This window comes from Nocardioides ganghwensis, assembly GCF_014779655.1.
GTDB classification, from domain to species: domain Bacteria; phylum Actinomycetota; class Actinomycetes; order Propionibacteriales; family Nocardioidaceae; genus Nocardioides; species Nocardioides ganghwensis.
The window spans coordinates 1-20,028 of the sequence record NZ_JACXYX010000028.1 but is presented as its reverse complement, the minus strand read 5'-3'; the positions used below and the strand labels follow the sequence as shown (position 1 = coordinate 20,028).

At 71.1% G+C, this 20,028-nt stretch carries 14 protein-coding genes; 11 read left to right on the top strand and 3 right to left on the bottom strand.

Annotated elements, in window-relative coordinates:
* Positions 1-25: 25 nt before the first annotated feature.
* Positions 26-1,705: a formate--tetrahydrofolate ligase gene (locus tag IEZ24_RS21110; protein WP_129457068.1), complete on the bottom strand. Its 1,680-nt coding sequence runs from the start codon at positions 1,703-1,705 to the stop codon at positions 26-28.
* A 74-nt stretch (positions 1,706-1,779) separates the two neighbouring features.
* On the bottom strand, positions 1,780-2,646 hold the full coding sequence (gene purU, locus IEZ24_RS21105; RefSeq protein ID WP_129457069.1) for a formyltetrahydrofolate deformylase: 867 nt from the start codon (positions 2,644-2,646) through the stop codon (positions 1,780-1,782).
* A 102-nt stretch (positions 2,647-2,748) separates the two neighbouring features.
* Here purU and IEZ24_RS21100 point away from each other — a divergent pair, with 102 nt between their 5' ends.
* The 11 genes from IEZ24_RS21100 to IEZ24_RS21050 all read left to right on the top strand — a co-directional run bounded on the left by IEZ24_RS21100 (position 2,749) and on the right by IEZ24_RS21050 (position 19,510).
* On the top strand, positions 2,749-3,567 hold the full coding sequence (locus tag IEZ24_RS21100) for an IclR family transcriptional regulator (protein WP_191192896.1): 819 nt from the start codon (positions 2,749-2,751) through the stop codon (positions 3,565-3,567).
* A gap of 92 nt (positions 3,568-3,659) precedes the next feature.
* Entirely contained in the window at positions 3,660-5,138 is a 1,479-nt protein-coding gene (locus IEZ24_RS21095; protein WP_129457070.1) for an aldehyde dehydrogenase family protein, read from the top strand.
* Positions 5,135-6,859: a choline dehydrogenase gene (gene betA / locus IEZ24_RS21090; protein WP_129457071.1), complete on the top strand. Its 1,725-nt coding sequence runs from the start codon at positions 5,135-5,137 to the stop codon at positions 6,857-6,859. Before IEZ24_RS21095 ends, betA begins: the two co-directional genes overlap by 4 nt.
* A gap of 29 nt (positions 6,860-6,888) precedes the next feature.
* A complete protein-coding gene (gene betT, locus IEZ24_RS21085; protein WP_129457072.1) occupies positions 6,889-8,919 on the top strand; it encodes a choline BCCT transporter BetT in 2,031 nt (676 codons plus the stop codon).
* Positions 8,920-9,118: 199 nt separating this feature from the next.
* Positions 9,119-10,147, top strand: a complete 1,029-nt coding sequence (locus tag IEZ24_RS21080; RefSeq protein ID WP_129457073.1) for a quaternary amine ABC transporter ATP-binding protein — start codon at positions 9,119-9,121, stop codon at positions 10,145-10,147.
* Entirely contained in the window at positions 10,144-12,204 is a 2,061-nt protein-coding gene (locus IEZ24_RS21075) for an ABC transporter permease (protein WP_242498625.1), read from the top strand. The genes IEZ24_RS21080 and IEZ24_RS21075 overlap by 4 nt, the downstream gene beginning before the upstream one ends.
* 26 nt (positions 12,205-12,230) lie before the next feature.
* Entirely contained in the window at positions 12,231-13,220 is a 990-nt protein-coding gene (locus tag IEZ24_RS21070; protein ID WP_129457074.1) for an ABC transporter substrate-binding protein, read from the top strand.
* Between the two features lie 117 nt (positions 13,221-13,337).
* Entirely contained in the window at positions 13,338-15,044 is a 1,707-nt protein-coding gene (locus tag IEZ24_RS21065) for a BCCT family transporter (protein WP_129457075.1), read from the top strand.
* A gap of 166 nt (positions 15,045-15,210) precedes the next feature.
* Positions 15,211-17,748, top strand: a complete 2,538-nt coding sequence (locus tag IEZ24_RS21060) for a GcvT family protein (protein WP_129457076.1) — start codon at positions 15,211-15,213, stop codon at positions 17,746-17,748.
* The gene (locus IEZ24_RS21055) at positions 17,748-18,533 is read left to right on the top strand and encodes an electron transfer flavoprotein subunit beta/FixA family protein (RefSeq protein ID WP_129457077.1); all 786 of its coding nucleotides are present in this window, start codon (positions 17,748-17,750) and stop codon (positions 18,531-18,533) included. Before IEZ24_RS21060 ends, IEZ24_RS21055 begins: the two co-directional genes overlap by 1 nt.
* Positions 18,530-19,510 carry an electron transfer flavoprotein subunit alpha/FixB family protein gene (locus IEZ24_RS21050; RefSeq protein ID WP_129457078.1) on the top strand — a complete coding sequence of 327 codons (981 nt, stop codon included), beginning with the start codon at positions 18,530-18,532 and terminating at the stop codon, positions 19,508-19,510. The genes IEZ24_RS21055 and IEZ24_RS21050 overlap by 4 nt, the downstream gene beginning before the upstream one ends.
* A gap of 37 nt (positions 19,511-19,547) precedes the next feature.
* Here IEZ24_RS21050 and IEZ24_RS21045 read toward each other — a convergent pair whose 3' ends face one another.
* Complete coding sequence (locus IEZ24_RS21045) at positions 19,548-19,736, bottom strand: hypothetical protein (protein WP_129457079.1); 189 nt, start codon at positions 19,734-19,736, stop codon at positions 19,548-19,550.
* Positions 19,737-20,028: the final 292 nt, after the last annotated feature.

Sequence of the window (20,028 nt, the reverse complement as noted above, 5' to 3'; positions counted from 1 at the left end):
GGCACCCGCTCGCGTGGCGGGTGGCTCAGCTGAGCCCGAGGATCGTGCCGTCGTCGGCGAGGTCGATCCGCGCCGCGGACGGGTCGCGCGGCAGTCCGGGCATGGTCATCATGTCGCCGCAGACCACGACCACGAACCCGGCGCCCGCGGACAGGCGTACCTCCCGCACGTGCAGCTCGTGTCCCGACGGCGCGCCCAGCGAGGCTGGGTCGGTCGAGAACGAGTACTGGGTCTTGGCGACGCAGACGGGCAGGCGGGAGTAGCCGTCGCGCTCGATGCGCTGGAGCCGGCGCCGCGCCTTGGCGTCCCAGGTCACGAGCCCCGCTCCGTAGAGGCGGGTGGCGATCGCCTCGACCTTCGCGGTGAGCGAGAGGTCGTCGTCGTAGGTGAAGGAGAACTCGTACGGGGAGGGCTCGGCGAGCGCCGCCAGCACGCCCTCGGCGAGGCCCTTCGCGCCGTTGCCGCCGTCGGCGAAGTGGGTGGCGGGGTAGGCGCGCACGCCCTCGTCGGCCACGAGCGCGACCACGCGGTCCACCTCGGAGTCGGTGTCGGTGGGGAAGCGGTTGACGGCCACCACGGCGGGGATGCCGTAGACGTCGCGGATGTTGGCCAGGTGGCGGCGCAGGTTCGCCATGCCCGCCTCGAGGGCGGCGACGTCCTCGCGCCCGAGGTCCTCCAGCGGCACGCCGCCGTGGTACTTCAGGGCGCGCACGGTCGCGACCACGACGGCCACGTCGGGACGCAGGCCGGACTTGCGGCACTTGATGTCGACGAACTTCTCCGCCCCCAGGTCGGCGCCGAAGCCCGCCTCGGTGACGACGATGTCGGCCAGCCGCAGCCCCGCGCGGGTGGCCATCACCGAGCTGCAGCCGTGGGCGATGTTGGCGAACGGGCCGCCGTGGACGAAGGCGGGGGCGCCCTCGAGCGTCTGGACCAGGTTGGGCGCGAGCGCGTCGCGCAGCAGCGCGGCCATGGCTCCCTCGGCGCCGAGGTCGCGCGCGGTCACCGGCGCCATCGCGCGGGTGTAGCCGATGACAATGTCGCCGATGCGCCGCTTGAGGTCGGCCCACGACTCGGTGAGGCAGAAGATCGCCATCAGCTCGGAGGCCACCACGATGTCGAAGCCGTCCTCGCGGGGGAAACCGTTGACGTGCCCGCCCAGGGCGACGACGACCTCGCGCAGGGCCCGGTCGTTGGTGTCCACCACGCGCTTCCACGTCACGCTGCGCACGTCGATGTCGAGCTCGTTGCCGTGGTGCACGTGGTTGTCGATGAGCGCGGAGAGCAGGTTGTTGGCGGCGGCGATCGCCGCGAAGTCGCCGGTGAAGTGCAGGTTGATGTCGGTCATCGGCACGACCTGGCTCCACCCGCCGCCGGCCGCACCGCCCTTCATGCCGAAGACCGGCCCCATGGACGGCTCGCGCAGGCACGCCATCGCCCGGTGGCCCAGGCCGTGGAGCGCGTCGGTCAGCCCGACGGTGGTGGTGGTCTTGCCCTCGCCGGGCGGGGTCGGGGAGAGGGCGGTGACCAGGACGAGCCGGCCGAGCGGGCGGTCGGCCAGCGAGGTGAGGTAGCCGACGTCGACCTTGGCCTTGTGGTGGCCGTAGGGGACCAGGTGCTCCTCGCCGATCCCGAGCGTCTCCTCGGCGATCTCGCGGATGGGCCGCAGGACGGCGGCGTTGGCGATCTCGATGTCGGACTGCATGGCGGACTCCTGGGCGGGCGGTGGGCGGTGGCGGTCGTCGGTGGCGGTCGTCGGTGGCTGCTGGTCCCGTCGTCTCAGCGGAAGACGACGGTGCGCTCGCCGTTGAGCAGGACCCGCGACTCGCTGTGCCAGCGCACTGCCCGCGAGAGCACCTGCGCCTCCACGTCGCGTCCTGCCGAGACGAGCTGGTCCTGGTCGTAGCCGTGGTCCACGCGCAGGACGTCCTGCTCGATGATCGGCCCCTCGTCGAGGTCGCCGGTCACGTAGTGCGCGGTCGCGCCCACCAGCTTCACGCCACGGTCGAAGGCCTGGTGGTAGGGCCGGGCTCCCTTGAAGCTCGGCAGGAACGAGTGGTGGATGTTGATCGCACGACCGGACAGCCGTCGGCACAGGTCGTCGGACAGCACCTGCATGTAGCGGGCCAGGACGACGAGGTGGGTGCCGGTGTCGTCGACGAGCTGCATCAGGCGTGCCTCCGCCTCGGCCTTGGTGTCCGGGGTGACGGGGACGTGGTGGAACTCGATGCCGTACGAGCGGGCGAGCGCCCCCGCGTCGGGGTGGTTGGACACGATGGCCGGGATCTCGATCTGCAGCGCGCCCGTGCTGGCGCGGAAGAGCAGGTCGTTGAGGCAGTGCAGGTGCTTGGACACCATGATCAGCGTGCGGTAGGGCGCGGTCGCGGCCCAGAGCTCGAACTCCATGCCGAAGGCCCCGGCGACCCCCGCGAACGCGGCGCGGAGGTCGTCGGCGTCGGCCGCCGCCTCGGTGACGAAGGCGATCCGCATGAAGAAACGGTCGGTGAGCCGGTCGCCGAACTGCTGGCTCTCCACGATGTTGGCGCCGCGCTCCACCAGGAAGCCCGACACGGCGTGCACGATGCCGGGTCGGTCGGGGCACGACAGGGTGAGGACGAACTCGGCTCCGGTGGGGCCGTGCGGCATGGTGTCTCCTGCGGCGAAGGGGTGTCGTCGGGGCGCCGTCGGTGTTGCGCTTGACGAAACGCAGTCTGCGATACGCAACAACGACTGCGCTAGTGTCCCCCCATGGTGGACGTGGCCGACACCCCCGACCCGGGCGGGGAGCAGGCGCAGCCGAGCCCAGCCGTCACCGGCGCGGGCGTGCAGTCCGTCGACCGGGCGCTGGGCATCCTCGAGGTGCTGGCCCGCACCGGCGAGTCCGGGGTCACCGAGATCGCGCTGGAGCTGGGCGTGCACAAGAGCACGGCCTTCAGGCTGGTGGCGACGCTGGAGGCGCACCGACTCGTGGAGCAGACCGCCGACCGCGGACGCTACCGCCTCGGCGTGGGCATCCTGAGGCTCGCGGGTGCCACCACCGCTCGCCTCGACCTGGTGCAGGAGGCCCGGCCGATCGCGCGGCAGCTCGCCGCCGACACCGGTGAGACGGTCAACATCGCCGTGCTCTCGGAGAGCTCGGCCCTCTACCTCGACCAGGTCGCCGGGTCGTCCGCGCTCCAGTCGCACAACTGGGTCGGCCAGCACATCCCGCTCCATGCGACCAGCAACGGCAAGGTGCTCCTGGCCGGCCTCGACGACGACGGCCTCGAAGCCGTCCTCGGCACGCTCGCGACGTACACCTCGCGCACGATCACGGGTCTCCCGGAGCTGCGCGCGGAGCTGGCGCGGGTGCGCGAGCAGGGCTTCGCCGTCGCCGTCGACGAGCTGGAGGTCGGGCTGACGGCGGTCGCGGCTCCCATCCGCAACGCGCACGGCGACGTGATCGCGTCGATGAGCGTCTCCGGCCCCTCCTTCCGGCTGCCGGAGGAGCAGGTCGAGGAGGTCGTACGCCGCGCCGTCGCGGCCGCGGTCGAGGTGTCCCACCGCCTGGGCTGGGGGCACCGCTGACCCGACGGCCTTCCGGGCGACCGGACCAGCCCGGACCTTGACGCCCGGACCCGGACCGCAGGATCCTTCCGCACAGAGAGAGCGAGGCGACCGTGCCCGACCTGTACATCGACGGCAGCTGGATCCCGGCCCGCGGAGGTGGGCGGCGCGAGATCCGCTGCCCAGCTGACGGATCCCTGGTCGCGGAGGTCGCGGAGGCGGACGCCGGCGACACCGAGCTGGCCATCGCGGCTGCGCACCGCGCGTTCCACGGCGGTCCGTGGCCGGGGTGGTCCAACCGGGAGCGCGGCGACCTGCTGCTGCGCGTCGCCGACCTGCTCGAGCGTGACAAGGACGCCATCGCGCGGGCCGAGTCGCTCGACACCGGCAAACGGCTCGTCGAGAGCGGCTACGACGTCGACGACGTGGTGTCGGTGTTCCGCCACTTCGGCCACGCCGCCGACGGCGAGGGCGGCCGGGTCGTCGACACCGGCAACCCGGCCGTGGTGAGCCGCATCGTGCACGAGCCCGTCGGCGTGTGCGGCCTGATCACCCCGTGGAACTACCCGCTGCTGCAGGTCGCGTGGAAGGTCGCTCCGTGCCTGGCCGCGGGCAACACCTTCGTCCTCAAGCCGAGCGAGATCACCCCGCACACCGCCATCCACCTCATGCGGGTGCTGGAGGAGGCGGGGCTCCCGGCGGGCGTGGCCAACCTGGTGCTGGGGGAGGGGCCGACCGCCGGAGCGCCGCTCTCGGAGGACCCGCGCGTGGACCTCGTGTCCTTCACCGGAGGCCTCGCGACCGGCAAGCGCATCATGGCCGCGGCGTCCGGCACGGTGAAGCGGGTCGCCCTCGAGCTCGGCGGCAAGAACCCCAACATCGTGTTCGCCGACGCCGACTACGACACCGCCCTCGACTTCGCGCTCACCGCGGTGTTCCTGCACTCCGGCCAGGTGTGCTCGGCCGGCGCGCGCCTCATCGTCGAGGAGTCGATCCACGACCGGTTCGTCGACGACCTCGTCGCCCGCGCCCGCGAGATCCGGCTGGGCGGACCCTTCGACGAGGCGGCCGAGACCGGCCCGCTCACCAGCGCCGCCCACCGCGAGAAGGTCGAGGCGTACGTCGCGGCCGGCCTCGCCGAGGGCGCGGTGCTGCGGTGCGGCGGCGCGCGCCCGGACGACCCCGCCCTCGCCGACGGGTTCTACTACCTGCCGACCGTCCTCGACGGGTGCACCAGCTCCATGAGCGTCACGCAGGAGGAGTCCTTCGGGCCGGTGCTCACGGTCGAGACCTTCACCGACGAGGCCGAGGCCGTGCGGCTGGCCAACGACAGCATCTACGGACTCGCCGGTGCGGTCTGGACGCAGGACGCGGGCCGGGGCCAGCGAGTCGCGGCCGGGCTGCGCATGGGCACGGTCTGGATCAACGACTACCACCCCTACGTCGCCCAGGCCGAGTGGGGCGGCTACAAGCAGTCGGGCATCGGGCGCGAGCTCGGCCGGGCCGGTCTCGACGAGTACCGCGAGACCAAGCACGTCTGGCACAACATCGCCCCGGAGCCGCAGCGCTGGTTCGGCGGGTCGGACTCGTGAGCGGGCGCACCGGCAAGGCGTACGACTTCGTGATCGTCGGCGGCGGGTCGGCCGGGTGCGCCCTGGCCAACCGGCTCTCCGCCGACCCCGCGACGAGCGTCCTGGTGCTCGAGGCCGGCCGCACCGACCGGTTCGACCCGCTGATCCACGCGCCCGCCGCCCTGCCGTTCCCGATCGGCAACGCGCTCTACGACTGGAAGTACGAGTCCGAGCCGGAGCCCGCGATGGGAGGCCGTCGCGTCTACCACGCGCGCGGCAAGGTGCTCGGCGGCTCCTCGTCGATCAACGGCATGATCTTCCAGCGGGGCAACCCGATGGACTACGAGCGTTGGGCCGCCGAGCCCGGCATGGAGACCTGGGACTACCGGCACTGCCTGCCCTACTTCCGCCGCATGGAGTCGCTGGTGATGCCCGACGGCCAGGTCGGCGCCGACCCCTGGCGCGGCGGGTCCGGCCCCTTGCGCCTCGAGCGCAGCCCCGCGCTCAACCCCCTCTTCAACGCGTTCTTCGAGTCCGCCCAGCAGGCCGGCTACCCCCTCACCGACGACGTCAACGGCTACCGCCAGGAGGGCTTCGGGCGCTTCGACCGCAACATCGTCAACGGCGTACGCATGTCCGCCGCCCGGGCCTACCTGCACCCGGTGATGGGCCGCAAGAACCTCACCGTCGAGACCTTCGCGCACGCCACGCGCGTGCGCTTCGAGGGCAGGCGGGCCGTCGGGGTGGAGTACCTCCGCGCCGGGCGCAGGCACGAGTACGCCGCGGCCGGCGAGGTGGTCCTGTGCGGCGGCGCGATCAACTCGCCGCAGCTGCTGCAGCTGTCCGGCATCGGCAACCCCGAGCACCTGCGCCCCCTCGGCATCGAGATGGTCCACGACCTGCCGGGCGTCGGGGAGAACCTCCAGGACCACCTCGAGGTCTACATCCAGCACGCCTGCCTGCAGCCGGTGTCGATCGTCGAGGGCCTCAAGTGGCACAACCGCCCGCTCGTCGGCCTGGAGTGGCTGTTCAAGCGGACCGGCACGGCCGCGTCCAACCACTTCGAGGGCGGCGGGTTCTGCCGGTCCAACGACGACGTCGACTGGCCCAACCTGATGTTCCACTTCCTCCCGATCGCGATCCGCTACGACGGGTCGCCCCCCGAGGGGCAGGACCGCTACGCCCACGGCTACCAGGTCCACATCGGCCCGATGTACGCCGACACCCGCGGGTGGGTGCGCATCGCGTCGGCCGACCCGCGGCAGAAGCCGAAGATGCTCTTCAACTACCTCTCCACGCCCAACGACCGCCGCGAGTGGGTCGAGGCGGTGCGAGTGGCCCGCACCATCCTCGGGCAGCCCGCCCTGGCGCCGTTCAACGGCGGCGAGCTGTCGCCGGGCAGCGCGGTGGAGACCGACGAGGAGATCCTCGAGTGGGTCCGCAAGGACGCCGAGACCGCGCTGCACCCCTCGTGCACCGCGCGCATGGGCACAGACGAGCAGTCGGTGACCGACCCGGGGAGCATGCAGGTCCACGGCACGGAGGGCCTGCGGGTCGTCGACGCGAGCGTGTTCCCGTTCGTCACCAACGGCAACATCTACGCGCCGGTGATGATGGTCGCCGAGAAGGCCGCCGACCTGGTCCTCGGCAACACCCCGCTCCCGCCGGCCGACGTGCCCTACTACCGCCACCGCGACCACTCCCCGCTCTACCCGCCCGGAGATCCCCGCAACGCCACGTGACCCCGACCCGCTCGAGACCGGAGGCCCACATGACCGCACAGCTCGACGCCCCCGCACCTGCCGACCCGGACCGCGGTGCGCCCGGTCCGACCGTGAGGTGGCCGGTCTTCGTCACGTCCTTCGTCGGCGTCTGCCTGATCACCCTGTGGGCGATCGTCGCGCCCACCAACGCTGAGAGCGTGATCGGCGACCTCGTGGGCCGGGTCGGGACGGGCTTCGGCTGGTTCTACGTCGCCCTCGCGACGGTGATCGTCGGCTTCGTGATCTTCCTCGGCGCCTCCCGCTACGGCAGCATCCGGCTCGGCCCCGACCACTCCCGCCCGGAGTTCTCGACCTTCGCGTGGGCGAGCATGCTCTTCGCCGCCGGCATCGGCACGGACGTGATGTTCTACTCGGTCATCGAGCCGGTCTCGCAGTACACCGCCCCGCCCGTCGGTGAGCCCGGGACCGTCGACGCGGCCCGCGAGGCGACCGTCTGGACGCTGTTCCACTACGGCGTGACGGGGTGGGCGATGTACGCGCTGATGGGCCTGGCCCTCGCCTACTTCTCCTACCGCAAGAACCTGCCGCTGGCCGTGCGGTCCGCGCTCCACCCGGTGTTCGGCAAGCGCATCGACGGCCCGCTCGGCCACGCCGTCGACACCGCGGCCGTGCTCGGCACGATCTTCGGCGTCGCCACCAGCCTGGGCATCGGGGTGGTGTTCCTCAACGTCGGCCTCAACGTCATCTTCGGCGTGCCCGTGGGCACCGGGGCGCAGGCCGCCCTGGCGGTCCTCGCGGTCACGGTCGCCGCGGTGTCGGCCACCACCGGCGTGGACAAGGGCATCCGGTTCCTGTCCCAGCTCAACGTGCTGCTCGCCCTCGCCCTCGCCGGCTGGGTGCTGGTCACCGGCAGGACCTCGTTCCTGCTCAACGCCGTCGTGATGAACGTCGGCGACTTCATCAGGTCCTTCCCGGCCAAGTCGATGGAGACCTTCGCCTTCACCGACACCCAGGAGTGGATGGAGCTCTGGACGCTGTTCTTCTGGGCGTGGTGGGTGGCCTGGGCGTCCTTCGTGGGCCTCTTCCTGGCCCGGATCTCGCGCGGGCGCACGATCCGGCAGTTCGTGCTCGGCACGATGGTGATCCCGTTCAGCTACATCGTCATGTGGATCTCGATCTTCGGCAACGCCGCGATCGACAAGGTCCGCGGCGGGGACGAGGCCTTCGCCGAGGCTGCCGTCGACTTCACCGGCGTCGGCTTCTACGACCTGCTGCGCGACTACCCGCTGGCCGACGTCGTCGTCTTCCTCGCCGTCGTGGTCGGCCTCCTCTTCTACATCACCTCCGCCGACTCCGCGGCGCTGGTCATGGGCAACCTGTGCTCGGAGCTGCGCGACGTGCAGCAGGACTGCGCCGCCTGGCTGCGGATCACCTGGGCCAGCGCCACCGGCCTGCTGACGGTCGCCATGCTCGCCGTCGGCGGCATCCTCGCCCTGCAGTACGCCACGATCATCATGGGCCTGCCCTTCGCGTTCGTGCTGGTGCTGGTCATGTGGGGACTGTTCCGATCGCTCCGCAACGAGGGACGCAAGGCCGAGGGCGTACGCAGCATCGCGCCACTCCTCTCCGCGCGCACCGGATCCACCGAGGACAACCGGAAGGCGTGGAAGGCCAGGCTCGCCCGGGCGATCAACTTCGTCGACGACGAGGCCGCAGCCGCGTACCTCGTCTCGACCGTCCGCCCCGCGCTCGTGGAGGTCGCGGAGGAGCTCTCGTCGATGGGGGTGCCCGCCGCTGTGACGGGCGATGGGACCATCGGCGGCCACCAGCTCCCGTGGGTGCAGCTCGCCACCGACCTCGAGGCCGACCGCTTCGTCTACCGCGTGGAGGTCCGGCGCTCACCCGTGCCGACCTACGGCGGCCGGATGATCGGGAACCGCGACCAGTACGCACGCCTCGAGGTGCACCTCGCCGACGGCGGCCAGGACTACGACGTCATGGGATACACGGCCGAGCAGGTCATCCACGACTGCCTGGACCAGTACGAGCGCCACCTGGAGTTCCTCCGCGCCACGTGATCCGCCGGCCGGTCTGGACCGGGTCACGGGCAGGGCACGGTGTCGCCCCTGCTCTTGACCGCGGGGGTGAGTCGCAGGATCCTTCGCTTGTCCGGCTGGTTGCGTTCAGAGCATCTGGTTGCGACATACGCAACAACAGCAGCGAGGGCGAGGTCCGATCGGGCCCCGGTGGCACCCGACACCCTGCGGAGGAGCAGCGATGACGGCAGCCCTGTCGGTCGACAGTCTCTGGAAGATCTTCGGCGCCCGCGCAGACAAGATCATCGGCACGCCCGATGCCGAGCTGTCGCGCGCCGACCTGAAGGCCCGGACCAACTGCGTGGTGGGGGTCAAGGACGTGTCGTTCGAGGTCGCTCCGGGCGAGGTGTTCGTGGTGATGGGGCTCTCCGGCTCGGGGAAGTCCACGCTGGTCCGGCTGCTGACCCGGCTCATCGAGCCCACCAGCGGCACGATCTCGCTCAACGGGATGGACATCACCTCGGCGTCGGCGAGCCAGCTGCGCGACGTACGCCGCACGCAGGTGTCGATGGTGTTCCAGCACTTCGGCCTGCTGCCCCACCGCCAGGTGATCGACAACGTCGCCTACGGACTCGAGGTGCGCGGCGTCGCCAAGAAGGAGCGTCGGGCGAAGGCCGCCGAGATCGTCGAGCTGGTCGGGCTGCAGGGCTATGAGAAGTCCTATCCCGACCAGCTCTCGGGGGGCATGCAGCAGCGGGTCGGCCTCGCCCGGGCGCTGGCCGGCGACCCGGAGATGCTGCTCTTCGACGAGCCGTTCTCCGCGCTCGACCCGCTGATCCGGCGCGACATGCAGAACGAGGTCATCCGGCTGCACCGCGAGCTCGGCAAGACGATGGTCTTCATCACCCACGACCTCGCCGAGGCGCTCAAGCTCGGCGACCGGATCATGATCCTGCGCGACGGCGAGATCGTGCAGATCGGCACTCCGGACGAGGTCGTGGCCCAGCCTGCCGACGACTACGTCAAGGACTTCGTGTCCGAGGTGCCGAAGGCCCACGTGCTCACGTTGAAGTGGGTGATGCGTGAGCCGCGAGCCGGGGAGCCGATGGACGGGCCCGCGCTGCCGGTGTCGACGATCGTGCGGCAGGCGGCCCGGGCCGCGATCGCGTCCGACGCCCCCATCCGGGTCATGGACGGGGACACCCTGGTCGGGGTGGTCGACGAGGAGGACATCATGCGGGTCGTCGTGGCGGAGGAAGACGTGACGTGACCGCCACCATCTCTCCCTCGCCGACGCCCAAGCCCGTCGAGCCGGGCGCTCCGCCGCCGGCCGAGGAGCAGACGAGCATCAGCCGCTGGATCCCGGCGGCGGTCATCCTGGCTGCCTGGGTGGTGGTCTGGTACTTCACCAACGGCACCCAGACGCTGGCGCTGCCCGGCACGTCCCGCACCGACCTGCACGACCGGCTCACCGAGTTCCAGAACGAGCTGCTGGCCGGCCGCGCGACCAATCCCGTCATGCAGTTCACCAACGCGATCGCCGATGCGCTGCGCAGTGCGGTCGAGTGGCTCCAGCGGATGGTCGTGCTGCCCAACTTCCCGCGGCCGGTGCCCGAGATCGGCTGGCTGGGCGTCGTCGCTCTCGCGACGTACGTCGGCCTGGTCGTCGCGAGCTGGCGCATCGCCCTGCTGGTGGCGGCGTCGTTCCTCTCCTTCGGCGTCCTCGGCTACTGGGAGGACTCCCTCGACCTGCTCATCATCACCGGCATCTCGGTCGTGCTGGCCGTCGTCATCGGGCTCCCGCTGGCCGTCCTGATCGGCACCAACCGACGAGCCAACCAGGTCGTCACCCCCTTCCTCGACTTCATGCAGACGATGCCGACGTTCGTCTACCTGCTGCCGATCGTGCTCTTCTTCGGCATCGGCCCGAGCGCGGCCGTGGTCTCCACGCTGATCTACGCACTGCCACCCCTGATCCGGATCGCCGGCTTCGGCATCCGCGAGGTGTCGGCCACGACCGTCGAGGCCACCGACTCGGCCGGGCAGACCTACTGGCAGCGGCTGTTCAAGGTGCAGGTCCCGATGGCCCGCAAGACGATCATCGTCGGCCTCAACCAGACGACGCTGGCGGCGCTGTCGATGGCCACCCTCGCCGCCTTCGTCAACGGACCCGGGCTCGGCAAGCCCGTGCTCGCCGGCCTGCGCATCAACGACGTCGGCACCGCGTTCGTCCCGGGCGCCCTGATCGTCGTCATGGCGGTCATGCTCGACCGGGCCACGACGGCGGCGAGCGAGCGCGCGGAGAAGGTCGCTCGCGGCGGTGGCGGCGACCCGCGGGTGCGCCGGGGGCTGATCATCGGCGGCGGGGTGGCGACCCTGGTCGCGATCTACCTCTCCCGCACCTACGTCGGCCTGGCCGAGTTCCCTGCGTACAGCATCGGCGACAGGGTCGCGAGTGCGGTGAGCGACGGCGTCGACTGGTTCACCGGCACCTTCGGCGGCGCGACCGAGTGGATCAAGGACCTCATCACCAACCAGTTCCTCAACCGCACGCAGGCCCTGCTCGCCGACTCGCCCTGGTGGCTGGCGTTCGTGGCCCTCGCGGCGCTCGCCTTGGTCTTCGGCGGCGTACGTGCCCTGGTCAGCACGGTCGTCTGCCTGGCCGGCATCTGGTACTTCGACCTGTGGCACGACGCGATGATCACCCTCAACATGACGCTGGTGGCCACCGTGCTGGTCATGGTCCTGGCCCTGGTCTTCGGCGTCTGGATGGCGCGCGACAGGCGCGTCGACCTCGGCCTCCGGCCGCTGCTGGACGCCGGGCAGACCATCCCGCCGTTCGTCTACCTGATCCCGGTGCTCGCCCTCTTCGGTCCTTCCCGCTTCACCGCGATCACGGCCGGCATCGTCTACGCCGCCCCCGCGGCCATCAAGCTCGTGGCCGACGGGGTGAAGGGCGTCTCGCCCACCACGATCGAGGCAGGTCGTTCCACCGGCCAGACCACCTGGCAGGAGATCACCAAGGTCCAGCTGCCGATGGCCAGGGGGTCGCTGGTGCTCGCCACCAACCAGGGCCTGCTCTACGTCCTGGCCATGACGGTCATCGGCGGTCTGGTCGGAGCGGGCGCGCTGGGCTACGACGTGGTCTACGGCTTCGCCCGCAGCGAGGCGTGGGGCAAGGGCCTCGCCGCGGGCATCACGATCGTGCTGCTCGGCGTGATGCTCGACCGGATCACCCGCGCGGCCGCCGACGTACGTCGTGACGACGGCCCGGGACCGCGTCGCGCCTTCCACCTCCGGCTGCCGATCGGTCCGCCGAACAACTAGCACCACCTCACAGAAGGAGCAGCACCATGCGCAACTACCGAAGCCGAGCGGCCCGCCTGGGGGCGCTCGCCACCGTCGCCGTCGTGGTGCTCTCCGCCTGCGGCGGGGGCTCCATCGAGGAGCAGACCGAGGCCAACGAGGAGGCCGCGAGCGACGCCGGGGGCGAGTGCGGCGACCTCAACATGGCCGTCAACCCCTGGGTCGGCTACGAGGCGAGCGCCTACGTCGTCGGCACCGTCGCCCAGGACCAGCTGGGCTGCACGGTCAACTACAAGGAGCTCAAGGAGGACGTCTCCTGGCAGGGCTTCGGCACCGGCGAGGTCGACGTCGTCATCGAGGACTGGGGGCACCCCGACCTGGAGAAGAAGTTCTTCGCCGAGGAGGGTGACGGGACCGCGGAGGACTTCGGCCCGCAGGGCAACGTCGGCATCATCGGCTGGTTCGTCCCGCCGTGGCTGGCCGAGGAGCACCCCGACATCCTCGAGTGGGAGAACCTCAACAAGTACGCCTCGGAGTTCGCCACCTCGGAGTCGGGAGGCAAGGGACAGTTCCTCGGCGCCGACCCGTCGTACGTCCAGTTCGACGAGGCGATCGTGTCCAACCTGGACCTCGACTTCAAGGTCGTCTTCTCGGGCTCGGAGGCCGCCAGCATCGAGGCCTTCCGCAAGGCCGAGGAGAACAAGGAGTGGGTCATCGGCTACTGGTACGAGCCGCAGTACTTCAACGCCGAGGTCGCCATGCAGCGCGTCGCCCTGCCTCCCTACGAGGAGGGGTGCCAGGACGACCCGCAGGAGGTCGCCTGCGACTACCCCGAGACCGACCTGAAGAAGATCGTCGGCACCGAGTGGGCGGCGTCCGACTCCACCGCCGTCGACCTGGTGCGGAACTTCACGTGGACCAACGAGGACCAGAACGTCGTCGCCGCCTACATCGCCGAGGACGGCATGTCGCCCGAGGACGCAGCCGCGAAGTGGATCGAGGAGAACCAGGACAAGGTCGACGCCTGGCTGGGCTGAGCGACGGCCCGCACCCGGCCGGGAGGTCCTTGACACCCGCGCCGGGTGCGGAGCACTGTACCCGTGTTGCAAGTCACGCACTATGTTGCGCCAGGCGCAACGGGATCGGGAGGCGGCATGGCGCTCAAGGAACCCGTGGGGGAGTCGCTGGTGCCCCCGCCGGCCGGCAGGGACGGCCAGTACCCGCTCGACAAGATCACCTTCGGCGTCGCCGCTGCGCTCGCCATCGCGTTCCTCGCCTGGGGCACCCTCGACTCCGAGGGGATGGGCACCGGGACCGGCGAGGTGCTCGGCTGGCTGACCAGGTCGTTCGGCTGGCTGTTCATCCTCGTCAGCGCGCTCTTCCTGATGTTCTCGGCCTACCTCGCCGTCACCCGCTACGGCAACATCCGGCTCGGCCCCGACGACTCGCAGCCGGAGTTCTCGACGTTCTCCTGGGTGTCGATGATGTTCGCGACCGGCATGGGCATCGGCCTGATGTTCTGGGGCGTCGCCGAGCCGCTGACCTACCTCACCGCCACCGACGCGAGCAGCATCCCGCCGGGCCGCGGTGACCCGTCCACGCCCGACAGCGCACGCGTCGCCATGGAGTACGCCTTCTTCCACTGGGGCTTCCACCCGTGGGCGATGTACAGCGTGATCGGCCTTGCGATCGGCTACTTCGCCTACCGCAAGGGCACCGGCAACCTGGTCTCGGGCGCCTTCGGGCCGCTCCTGGGCGCACGCGCCACGCAGGGCCCCGGCAAGGCCATCGACATCATCGCCATCTTCGCCACCCTCTTCGGCTCCGCGACCTCGCTCGGTCTCGGCGCGCTGCAGATCACCGGCGGTCTCGACGACGTCTTCGGCACCGGCGACTCGCGGTGGCTGACCGTGGGCGTCATCGGGTTCCTCACCGCCTGCTTCGTGATCTCCGCGGTGACCGGCATCGAGAAGGGCGTGCAGCTGCTCTCCAACGCCAACGCCATCGCGGCCGTGGTGCTGGTCTTCTTCCTCTTCGTGGTCGGCCCGACCGTCTTCATCCTCAGCACCTTCACCGAGTCCCTGGGCGGCTACCTCACGCACCTGCCCACGATGGCCTTCCGCACCGGCGCGTTCGGCGGCAGCGAGTTCCTCAGCGCCTGGACGATCTTCTACTGGGCCTGGTGGATCTCGTGGACGCCCTTCGTCGGCATGTTCATCGCGCGCATCTCCAAGGGCCGCACGATCCGCCAGTTCGTGGTCTACGTGATCCTCGTGCCGAGCCTGGTCTCGTTCGTCTGGTTCTCGATCCTGGCCGGCTCCGCCTTCGACCTCCAGCTCTCCGGCGCCCGCGACCTCGGCGCCGTGCTGGCCGAGGAGGGCACCGAGAGCGCCCTGTTCACGACGCTGCGCGAGTACCCCCTCGCGAGCGTCACCGTCGTGCTGGCCGTCTTCCTGGTGGCGATCTTCTTCATCACCGGTGCCGACTCCGCCTCGATCGTGATGGGCATGCTCAGCCAGCACGGCAAGGAGGAGCCGATGCGCTGGCTCGTGATCTTCTGGGGCGTCGCGCAGGGCGCGGTGGCGGCCGTGCTGCTGTTCTCCGGAGGACTGGGCGCCCTGCAGACGCTGGTCATCATCGTGGCCGGCCCGTTCATGCTGGTGATCTGCGCGATGTGCGTGTCTCTGATGAAGTCGCTGCGCGAGGAGCCGTACGAGTCGACGCTCCCGTCGCGGGTGCGCAAGGCCGTTCTCCACGCGCAGAAGTACGACTCGGTCGAGAACCACTCGGTCGCGCTCGCCGCGCTCGGCGCCGACCCGGACGACGTCAGCCCGATGCCCGAGGGGGAGAAGGGGTCCTGAGCGGGTCCTGACCGGGTGCTGACCGGAGCGCGACCCGAACGCCGCCCCCGCGCACCCTTGACAGTGCGCGGGGGCGGCGGCGTACATTTCGAGTGTCGCGCATGACGCAACAAGTTGCACAATACGCAACGCCGCATCCGAGCCGTCCCCCGCACAGGAGCCAGCCATGGCAGATGTCCCCACGACCGCCGGCATCGTCGTGATCGGAGCCGGCATCGTCGGCAACAGCCTCGTGCACCACCTCACCCGGCTCGGGTGGAAGGACGTGGTGCAGATCGACAAGGGGGCGCTGCCCAACCCGGGCGGGTCCACCGGTCACGCGTCCAACTTCATCTTCACCGTCGACCACTCCCGCGAGATCACCGACCTCACCCTCGACTCGGTCGCGCAGTACCAGGAGATGGGCGTCTTCACCCGGTCCGGCGGATTCGAGATCGCCCGCACCGAGGAACGGATGGAGGAGCTGCGGCGCCGCATGTCGAGCGCGCGGGCGTGGGGCATCGAGGCCGAGCTGGTCAGCCCGGCCTTCGTCAAGGAGCGGGTCCCCTTCATCGAGGAGGACCAGTTCATCGGAGCGTTCTGGACGCCCGGCGTCGGCGTCGTGGACTCGCTGCGCGCCGGCACGATCATGCGCGAGCGCGCGCTCGCGACGGGTGAGCTGACCGTCGTGCCGACCGTGGAGGTCGTCGGCCTCGACACCGAGGACGGCCCCCGCGGCCGTCGCATCACCCGGGTGCGCACGACCGGCGGCGACATCGAGACCCCCACCGTCGTCATCGCGGCGGGCGTGTGGAGCCCCAAGCTCGGCGACATGGCCGGCATCAGCATCCCGCTCACGCCGGCCGTGCACCAGATGATCAGCGTGGGGCCGTGCCCGCAGCTGGCCGAGAAGGAGGGCGAGATCTCCTTCCCGATCATCCGCGACATGGACACCTTCTGCTACGAGCGCCAGCACGGCGCCGACATGGAGGTCGGCTCCTACGCCCACCGCGCGATCCTCCACGAGCCCGAGGACATCCCCTCGATCGAGCAGGCCAAGCTGTCACCGACCGAGATGCCGTTCACCTCCGACGACTTCGACCCCCAGCTCGAGCAGGCCTACGAGCTGATGCCGGAGCTGCTCGGCGCGGAGGGCGCGGAGATGCGCTACGCGATCAACGGCCTGCTCTCCCTGACCTGCGACGGCAACCCGATCCTGGGCGAGAGCGAGGTCGCCGGGCTGTGGACCGCCGCTGCGGTGTGGATCAAGGAAGGCCCCGGCGTGGGCCGCGCGGTGGCGGAGTGGATGACCCACGGCCACTCCGAGATCGACCTGCACCACAGCGACATCGCGCGCTTCCACCAGCACCAGAAGCGGCGCGAGCACACCCGGCTGCGCACCACCGAGTCCTTCATCAAGACCTACGGCATCGTCCACCCGGCCGAGCAGTACGAGTCCGACCGCGACCAGCGGCTCGCCCCGATGCACGACTCGCAGGCCAAGCTCGGCGCCGTCTTCTTCGAGACCGCCGGCTGGGAGCGCCCGTTCTGGTACGAGTCGAACGCCGCGCTGCTCGAGCAGTACGGCGACGCGGTGATGCCGCGCGAGCACGAGTGGGACTCGCGGTGGTGGAGCCCGATCATCAACGCCGAGCACCTCCGGATGCGCGAGGCCGCGGCGGTCATCGACCTCTCGGCGTTCTGCATCTTCGACATCGAGGGCCCCGAGGCGCTCGACGTCGTCCAGACGACCTGCGTGGCGCAGTGCGACGTCGCGGTCGGCAAGGTGGTCTACACGCCCGTCCTCGACGCCAAGGGCGGCTTCCGCTCCGACCTGACCGTGATGCGGCTCGGTGACGACCACTTCCGGGTGGTCACCGGCGGCGCGCACGGCATGGCCGACCGGGCCTGGTTCACCGGGCACCTGCCCGAGGACGGCACCACCACGCTGACCGACCTCACCGACGACGTCTCCACCATCGGCGTCTGGGGCCCCCGCGCCCGCGACATCCTCTCCTCCCTGACCTCCGACGACGTCTCCGACGAGGGCTTCGGCTTCCTGTCCTGCCGCGAGATCACGGTGTCGTCGGGATCGGGGAAGGGCATCACCGTGCTGGCCTCGCGCATCTCCTACGTCGGCGAGCTCGGCTGGGAGCTCTACGTGCCGATGTCCCGCGCGGCGGAGCTCTGGGACGCGCTGCTCGACGCCGGTGCACCCCACGGTGCGGTCCCGGCCGGCATCGGCGTCTACGGCACGACCGGCCGCCTCGAGAAGGGCTACCGCGCCTACGGCGCCGAGCTCGACTCCGAGCGGACCATCGTCGAGGCCGGGATGCAGCGACCCAAGGTCAAGGCGGCCGACTTCGTCGGCAAGGAGGCCTACCTCGCCCAGCGCGCGGCCGAGCCGCAGTCGGTGCTCTGCACCCTCACCGTCGACGACCACACCTCGGCGTCCGGCACGAAGCGCTACATGCTCGGCGGAGAGCCGATCCTGACCCGCGACGGCGGCACCCTCACCGACGGCCACGGCCACCACCCCTACGTGACGAGCGCCGGGTCGGCCCCCTCGCTCGGCAAGCACGTCCTGTTGGCCTACCTCCCGCCGTCGGAGGCCGTGATCGGCAACGAGCTCGCCGTGTCCTACATGGAGGAGCTCTACCCGGTGACCGTCGGCTCGATCGATGCCACCCCGCTCCTCGACCCCGCCAACGAGCGGATTCGCTGATGGTCAACCCGCTCGTCTGCGTGAAGCGCGTCGTCGACTCGTCCAGCGAGGTCGTCCTCACCGAGGACGGCCAGGGCGTGGACGGCCGCTTCGCCGGCTTCACCACGAGCGCGCACGAGGAGTGCGCGGTCGAGCTCGCCGTCCGGATCGCCGCCGAGGACGGGGGCCCAGGGGGGAGTGGTGCGACCGTCCTGACCCTCGGCGACGCCGACGCGGTGGAGCAGCTGCGCTCCGCGCTCGCGGTCGGGTGCACCGCCGCGACCCACGTGCTCGCCGACCCCCAGGCGTACGGGCCCGCCGACGTGGCGCGCGAGATCGCCGCGGTGGTCCGCGACCACGCCGCCGCCGGCACCGCGCACGACCTCGTGCTCCTCGGCAACGACGCCGCCGACAGCGGTGACTTCCAGGTCGGGATCCGGCTCGCGTACGAGCTCGGCTGGCCGGTCGTCAACGGCGTCAGCACGGTCTCGGTGGCCGACGGCGTGGTGACCGCGGGCGGCTCCGGCCCCGACGGCCACGAGACCTTCCGGCTGCCCCTCCCCGCCGTGGTCACCGTCCTCGAGGGCGGTGTCGAGCCGCGCTACCCGACCGTCCCCGGGCGGATGAAGGCCAGGAAGGTGCCGATCGAGGAGCGGGAGCCGGTCGCCGAGCCTGTCGGGGCGTCCCGCGCACGACTCGTGCTCCCGCCGCCCTCGCCGTCCACGGTGCAGGTGCTGGGCGAGGGGCCAGGCGCCGCGCCCGCGGTTGTCGACCTGTTCGAGCGGCTGGGGGTGCTGGCGAGATGATCCTGGTGCTGGTGGAGGTCTCGCCGGCCGGCGAGGCGGTCGAGACCTCGCGCGAGGCCGTCACGTTCGCCCGCGACCTCGCCGCGGCCGGCGGCGGCGTCCCGATCGACGCGGTGCTGGTCGGCACGCCCGGTGACGCCCTCGTCGGGGTCCTCGCGTCCTACGGCGTGCGTCGCGTCCACGCCCTCACCGGCCCGGCGTACGAATCCTTCTGCGGCGCCGCGTGGGCGGCGGGCCTGCTCGAGGTGCGCGAGCGGGCGGGGTCGGTCGTCGTGATGGCCGCGGGCACGCCCCGCGGCAACGAGGTGCTCGCCCACGTCGCGGCCCGCACGTCCCTGCCGATGGCGGCCAACGTGGTCTCCTTCGAGGGACTGTCACCCTTCACCGTGACCCGCCAGGTCGTCGGTGGCGCCGCGCTGGAGGAGATGCGGCTCGCGCAGCGGCCCGCGATCTTCACCGTCGCCGGCCACGCCGTGGCGGCCGCTCCCGCCGAAGCACCGGGCGCGGGGGAGCTGGTCGTGGAGACGCCGACGGTGGCCGACGCCGACCTCGTGGCGCGCGTCGTGTCCACCGAGGAGCCCGAGCCCGACCTGTCCGGTGCGCTGACGTCGGCGCGGGTGGTCGTGGGCGCCGGTCGCGGTGCCGGGTCGGCGGAGGGCTTCGACGACCTGCTGGAGCTCGCGGACCTGCTCGACGCCTCGCTCGGCGTCTCGCGGGTGGTCACGTCCCTCGGCTGGCGTCCGCACCACGAGCAGGTCGGCCAGACCGGCAGCCGGATCTCGCCCGACCTCTACATCCCGTGCGGCATCAGCGGAGCGATCCAGCACTGGGCCGGGTGCAGCAGCGCCAAGACCATCCTCGCCATCAACACCGACCCGGACGCCCCGATGGTCACCAAGGCGACGCACGCCGTCATCGGCGACCTGCACGAGATCATCCCGGCGGTCAACGCCGAGATCCGCCGCCGCCGCGGCTGAGGGGCGTTCGGCTGCACCGATCCGTCGTGGGCCCCGCCTACGTGCGCAGGGTCCGGATGCCCAGAGCGACCGCGAGCAGCAGCGCGCCGACGGACACGGTCACGAGCCAGACCCACTCCGGGACCGAGTCGGTGGGGTCCCAGGCCATCAGTGCGCCGAGGACCAGGAGGGCCACACCGCCCCGCAAGGCCCCGACAGGTGCGAACTTCGCCTCCGGAGATGCCATGACGGCGACCGTAGCCGATCGGCGGCATCGCCATCGCAACACGCCCGGTCACAGCTGGTCGTGGAGGACGCGACAGCGCGTGGGCCAACAGAACTCCGTGACTGCCCGCGCATCTGCTCAGCTGTGCGGTGCCCGCGGTCCACCAGATGCATCACGGCGACCGCACTGATCGCGGCTGCTTGTTCCATTGACCCAGGACCGGTGCCTGGCGAGGCTCGGTCCAGGCGCCCGGGCTGACGCTCTCATCGCGGCTGCCCACGCTGGTCGTGTGGCTCTCATTTGGCCTGCGCTG

What these genes read in the sequence shown, in the direction of transcription:
- IEZ24_RS21110 (WP_129457068.1), bottom strand. Translation starts at nt 1,705, where the DNA reads ATGCAGTCCGACATCGAGATCGCCAACGCCGCCGTCCTGCGGCCCATC.
- purU (WP_129457069.1), bottom strand. Translation starts at nt 2,646, where the DNA reads ATGCCGCACGGCCCCACCGGAGCCGAGTTCGTCCTCACCCTGTCGTGC.
- IEZ24_RS21100 (WP_191192896.1), top strand. Translation starts at nt 2,749, where the DNA reads ATGGTGGACGTGGCCGACACCCCCGACCCGGGCGGGGAGCAGGCGCAG.
- betT (WP_129457072.1), top strand. Translation starts at nt 6,889, where the DNA reads ATGACCGCACAGCTCGACGCCCCCGCACCTGCCGACCCGGACCGCGGT.
- IEZ24_RS21080 (WP_129457073.1), top strand. Translation starts at nt 9,119, where the DNA reads ATGACGGCAGCCCTGTCGGTCGACAGTCTCTGGAAGATCTTCGGCGCC.
- IEZ24_RS21070 (WP_129457074.1), top strand. Translation starts at nt 12,231, where the DNA reads ATGCGCAACTACCGAAGCCGAGCGGCCCGCCTGGGGGCGCTCGCCACC.
- IEZ24_RS21065 (WP_129457075.1), top strand. Translation starts at nt 13,338, where the DNA reads ATGGCGCTCAAGGAACCCGTGGGGGAGTCGCTGGTGCCCCCGCCGGCC.
- IEZ24_RS21060 (WP_129457076.1), top strand. Translation starts at nt 15,211, where the DNA reads ATGGCAGATGTCCCCACGACCGCCGGCATCGTCGTGATCGGAGCCGGC.
- IEZ24_RS21055 (WP_129457077.1), top strand. Translation starts at nt 17,748, where the DNA reads ATGGTCAACCCGCTCGTCTGCGTGAAGCGCGTCGTCGACTCGTCCAGC.
- IEZ24_RS21050 (WP_129457078.1), top strand. Translation starts at nt 18,530, where the DNA reads ATGATCCTGGTGCTGGTGGAGGTCTCGCCGGCCGGCGAGGCGGTCGAG.
- IEZ24_RS21045 (WP_129457079.1), bottom strand. Translation starts at nt 19,736, where the DNA reads ATGGCATCTCCGGAGGCGAAGTTCGCACCTGTCGGGGCCTTGCGGGGC.